Source organism: Anaerotignum sp., from assembly GCF_051877975.1.
Taxonomy (GTDB): domain Bacteria; phylum Bacillota; class Clostridia; order Lachnospirales; family Anaerotignaceae; genus Anaerotignum_A.
Map to the genome: position 1 here is coordinate 1 of NZ_JBJEJK010000007.1, position 4,693 is coordinate 4,693.

Consider the following 4,693-nt stretch of genomic DNA (forward strand, 5'->3'; position numbering starts at 1 on the left):
GATATTGGTTAAATCTGCTGGGCTCTGTGTGGCTATTTTAGGTGGGCTCTAACACCGTGGAATCTTTCTGCTTTGCAGACCCTTTTGGGCAGGCTGGTGAACAGGGGCTTTCTTGCCACGGAAAAACGGGGAAAAAGCCGCTTTTATGACCCGCTGGTGACGGAGGAGGCATATCTGGCGGAGGACAGCCGCCGCTATTTCCAGAAATGGACAGGGGGTTCCCTGCGGGATTTGGTGGCGTGTTTATATGAAACCCATTCCGTTACGAAGGAGGACCTGGAGGAATTGAAGGCATTCATTGAGGAGGAAACAAAGGGGTGATTCCATGGGGATTTTTTTGGAATATTTGAAGGTCAGCCTTTGGATGACGCCGGTCATTTTTCTGGCGTTGTGGCTTTTGCCGAAGCTGTCGAAGCGATATACGCCCAAGCTGGCATATTTCATTTGGCTTCTTTTGGCGGTGCGGCTTCTGATTCCCTGGAATTTGACTTTGCCCGGGGAAACAGCTCCTGTTCATCTGGAGCTCCCTCGGGAGACTATCGTGCAGTGGGTGCCTGCAAATATAGGCGGGAATGGGGCGGATGCTGCCGTGAAAAGGGACGCGATACCTGGGGTTTTGACGGAGATGGAGAAAATGCCATTGGAAGCGCCCTCTATCACGCCGATGGAAGTGTTATTGTTGGCATGGCTGGCAGGCGCGGTTGTTTCCATGCTGCATACCGCGGCGGCTACCCTGCGGATGAGGCAGTTGCTGAAACGATGGGAAAAGGAACCAACGGCAGAAACAGCGGCTTTCTATGCAGAAACGGCAGAAGAAAAACGGCCGACTCTGGCTATCTGCCCCGCATTGGAAACGCCTATGGCAGTGGGGTTGTTTCGCACAAAAATTTATCTGCCCCATGAGGAATACAGCCCCCAGGAAATGGAGATGATCTTCCGCCACGAGCTGATCCATTGGCGAAGAAAGGATTTATGGTATAAATTTCTCCTGCTTCTGGCAAGGAGCATCCATTGGTTCAACCCTTTGGTGTGGCTTTTGGTGAAGCGGGCAAACAGAGATTTGGAAATCTCCTGCGATGGGGAGGCGTACAGGGGAAGGATGCGGCTTACCGCAAGGCCTACAGCCTGATGATTTTGCAGGAAGCGGAACGGAGTTTGCAGAAGCGGGCGGCGCTGACCACTTGCTTCGCCGATGGGAAAAAGGCATTACAGGAAAGGTTGGTGGAAATTTTGAATGGAGAAAAAAGGAAAAGGGGGATGGCTTTGGCTGCTATGACATTAGTATTGGCGTTGACCTGCGGCTGCTTTGTCAGCTATGGCGGCTCTGATACATCCGCAGAAGTCTTGGCGGAAAACGCTGCCCTGACAGCAGAACAGCAGGAAATTACCCGCCTCTGGGCAGAAGCCCTTTCCCTGCGGGATGGGAAAATCCGCTATGACAAGATGGGTGAGAAAGCCAAAGCCCAGTTTGAGGAAGAACAAAAGGCGGTGCAGGGGGAAGATTGGAATTTTAACATTGGGTGGAGCAGCCCCTGGGTCATTTCCTATGAAGCAGAAGAAAAGGAAAATGCTGCCATTATCACCTATATCATGCAGGATAGCGAACCCCGGCAGTATATTTTGAAGGAACTGCTGAAATTTGGCGAAGAAAATGGAAAAACCGTAGTAGAAAGCTATCTGACCTCCAATCTGTATTGGGAGGATGGCAAGGTGCATCCTGTCATCGGCAGAAGGGGCATGGAACTGGATGAGGGCATCTGGGATTTTTTGTATCAGAGTGTGGTTGGTTTTTTCAGCCAGAGCAGTTGGCAGATTTACGAGTTGGAAGAATTCAATTTCAATATCATCAATGTGGAGCAGAAGCGGCTGGCAAATGGCAGGGATGAGATAAGGGTAGATTTTGGGCTGAATATAGTGGACCGGAATCCTTTCCGTGATCCCGATGAGGCCGCATATATCCAGAAAGCAAAGGAAAAAAATCAGGAATCTTATGAGGTGCTGTATAAAGAATATTATGAGCAAAAGGAATCTAATATATTTCTGCGGTTTACCTGTGAAGTGCTGCACGGCGAAGGGCATATTTATGAGGATACTTGTTATCCTGACACTTTCCGCTTGTATCTGGATGACGGCAATCCCCATGAGATTACATTTGCGGATAAAAATATTGCATCTCAAGCATACTATGAGGAAGAACCCGCAGATGGCTGGTTTGCGTATATTTCCCCTGCAAAAGGGGAGGATGCGGTTACTGTAGAGCGCAAACTCCGGATTTCCGATACAACAGGCAGAACGAATAACGGTTATTTCGACCTGCACCTGGAACAGGGCGGCGTATTTGCAGTAGCGGAGGATGCGGTCATTCTTTTGGGCGAAGCGGGTGAAGAGCCTTATACCAAAACGAAAGCGGAATGGCAGAAAATGCTGGCGGATGGATTTGCGGCGGCAGGCTATACCCTTGCATTTGAAAAAGATGAGAAGGGGAATGATATCATTACTGAAATAAGGGAGGGGTATTGGATTGCGGAGGAAAGTACCGTTTCCGCAGCGGCATCGGGTTCCGCCATTCCCTCTGGCTATCCCACCGAAAGCAGGACGGTTTCTGCTCCCTTCTCCATGGCGGATTCCAAAATACAGCATTTTGGCATGGATTTCTCCTCCAACGGAAAGAACATCCCTGTTTCTGCCACAGCCGATGGCATTGTCATGGCGGCGGAATTTGCGCCGGATAAGGGCTACTATGTAAAAATCAACCACATGAACGGTTTCGCCACTCTATATGCCCATCTTTCTGAACTGGATGTGAAAGTTGGGGACAAAGTGGAAAAAGGAGATGTCCTTGGCCTGACTGGTGCAACGGGCATGGCGACAGGCATCCATTGCCACTATGAAATCCAACTGAATGGCATTTATCAAGACCCTGCAAAGTATCTATGAGATTTCGCAAAGGGGGTGCATAAGCTGCACCCTCTTTTTTGCGCTTTTCCTTTATTTATGGTATGATAAAAAACAGTATAGTGAAAAGGAGCGATTTTATGAACGTGACATATCTGCACCACAGCGGCTTTTTGGTGGAAACGGAAACAAAAGTACTGCTGTTCGATTATTATACAGAAGGGGGCCGCAAGGCTTATTTTGACCCTGCGTCCTATAGTGAAAAGGATATTTTTATATTCGTATCCCATGCCCATGAGGATCATTATGACAGACGCATTCTGGATTGGGGGAATTTTCCTAATGTAAAGTATGTTCTGTCCTTCGATGTGCGGACAGAATTGGAGTTTCAGGGGAAAGTGCTGGCCGTAAATCCCCATGAAAGTCATGATTTTGGCGGCATTCATATTGAAACATTGCAGTCCAATGACGAAGGCGTGGCCTTTCTGGTGAAGGCCGATGGCAAGACCATCTACCACGCCGGCGATCTGAACTGGTGGCATTGGAACGGCGAGCCGGATGATTTCAACAATGATATCGAGCGCAGCTATACCACAGAGATCCATAAACTGAAAGGAGAGCAGATCGATGTGGCTTTTGTTCCTGCAGATCTTCGTTTGCAGGATAAGTATTTCTGGGCAGTGAATTATTTCCTGAAAACCGTTGGTGCAAAGGTTCTGTTCCCTATGCACTTTTGGGGTCGTTTCGAGGTTTGTGATTACCTGAGGGAATTGGGTTATGGGGAAACTATCATGAAAATTACGGGAGAAAATGAAAAATTTGAAATATAATTCGAAAAGATTAAGGAAATCTTCAAGTTCTTTTGCTGAGATTGGTTTATACTGAAAGAAAAAGCTTTTGGGGAAGAAGGAAAAAGGATGAAAGGCAGGAATTGGCGAGAATATGAGCCTCGAAAACCCCAGCGGCAGCCGAGAACGACACAGGAACAAAGGGCCCGCCGCCGCAGACGAAAGGGCGGCTTGTTTAAAAAACTGAAATGGGCAGTGCTTCTCTTTGCCATTGGCTATTTTGGCTTTCTGGCATGTTATACTTTTGGCAAGCCCTATACTATTGCACTGGATGCCGGCCATGGCGGTGTGGATGTGGGGGCAGAGGGTTTGATTCAAGAGGTGGAGCTGACAGAACATACCGTTGCTGCATTGCAGACCCTTCTGGAGGAGGACGGGCGATTCCGCATCATCCTTTCCCGAAAGGAAGGGGAAGGGGCTTCTATCACGGAGCGGAATGAAAAATTTCAGAAACGACAGCCGGATATCATGCTGTCCATCCATGGTAATGCCAATGATGACAGCAGTGCCAATGGTTTTGAATGTTATCCCTCCCCGCCAGGCTATGAAAACCACGAAACCAGCCTTGCCTTTGCCCAGCTTTTGGCAGAGGAAATGCAGACAGCGGGGGCAAAGCTGCGGGGGACTGATGGGGTGCGCTTCGGCTATTATGACGAAAATGGCGAAAAGCTGCTGGTGGATTCCAGCGACACGGAAATCTACGATTACGATACCTTCGGCATGCTGAAAAATATGGATTGCCCGGCGGTGCTGGCAGAGCAGTGTTTTATTACCAATGCAGAGGATGTGGAAAATTTCGGCACAGAGGAAGGGTGCCAAAAGGCAGCGGCAGCCTACTATCGGGCGATTTGCAGATATCTGGAAAGTATGGAAAAATAAAAAAGGAGCATTTGCTCAATGTCATTAAGTTAAGATGACGAATCGGGATCTCAGTATTAGAAATAATGCTG

General features: G+C 48.5%; 5 protein-coding genes. All 5 read left to right on the top strand.

Features of this window, described 5'->3' with window-relative positions:
* The first annotated feature begins 24 nt into the window (after positions 1–24).
* The 5 genes from ACI39P_RS00815 (at position 25) to ACI39P_RS00835 (ending at position 4,622) form a co-directional block, all read left to right on the top strand.
* Positions 25–321: a BlaI/MecI/CopY family transcriptional regulator gene (locus tag ACI39P_RS00815; RefSeq protein ID WP_439718825.1), complete on the top strand. Its 297-nt coding sequence runs from the start codon at positions 25–27 to the stop codon at positions 319–321.
* A gap of 4 nt (positions 322–325) precedes the next feature.
* Positions 326–1,129, top strand: coding sequence for a M56 family metallopeptidase (locus tag ACI39P_RS00820; protein ID WP_439718821.1), 804 nt, complete (start codon positions 326–328; stop codon positions 1,127–1,129).
* Positions 1,012–2,937, top strand: a complete 1,926-nt coding sequence (locus ACI39P_RS00825) for a peptidoglycan DD-metalloendopeptidase family protein (RefSeq protein WP_439718822.1) — start codon at positions 1,012–1,014, stop codon at positions 2,935–2,937. The genes ACI39P_RS00820 and ACI39P_RS00825 overlap by 118 nt, the downstream gene beginning before the upstream one ends.
* Positions 2,938–3,035: 98 nt before the next feature.
* The gene (locus ACI39P_RS00830; protein WP_439718823.1) at positions 3,036–3,725 is read left to right on the top strand and encodes an MBL fold metallo-hydrolase; all 690 of its coding nucleotides are present in this window, start codon (positions 3,036–3,038) and stop codon (positions 3,723–3,725) included.
* Between the two features lie 87 nt (positions 3,726–3,812).
* Complete coding sequence (locus ACI39P_RS00835; RefSeq protein WP_439718824.1) at positions 3,813–4,622, top strand: N-acetylmuramoyl-L-alanine amidase; 810 nt, start codon at positions 3,813–3,815, stop codon at positions 4,620–4,622.
* Positions 4,623–4,693 lie beyond the last annotated feature (71 nt).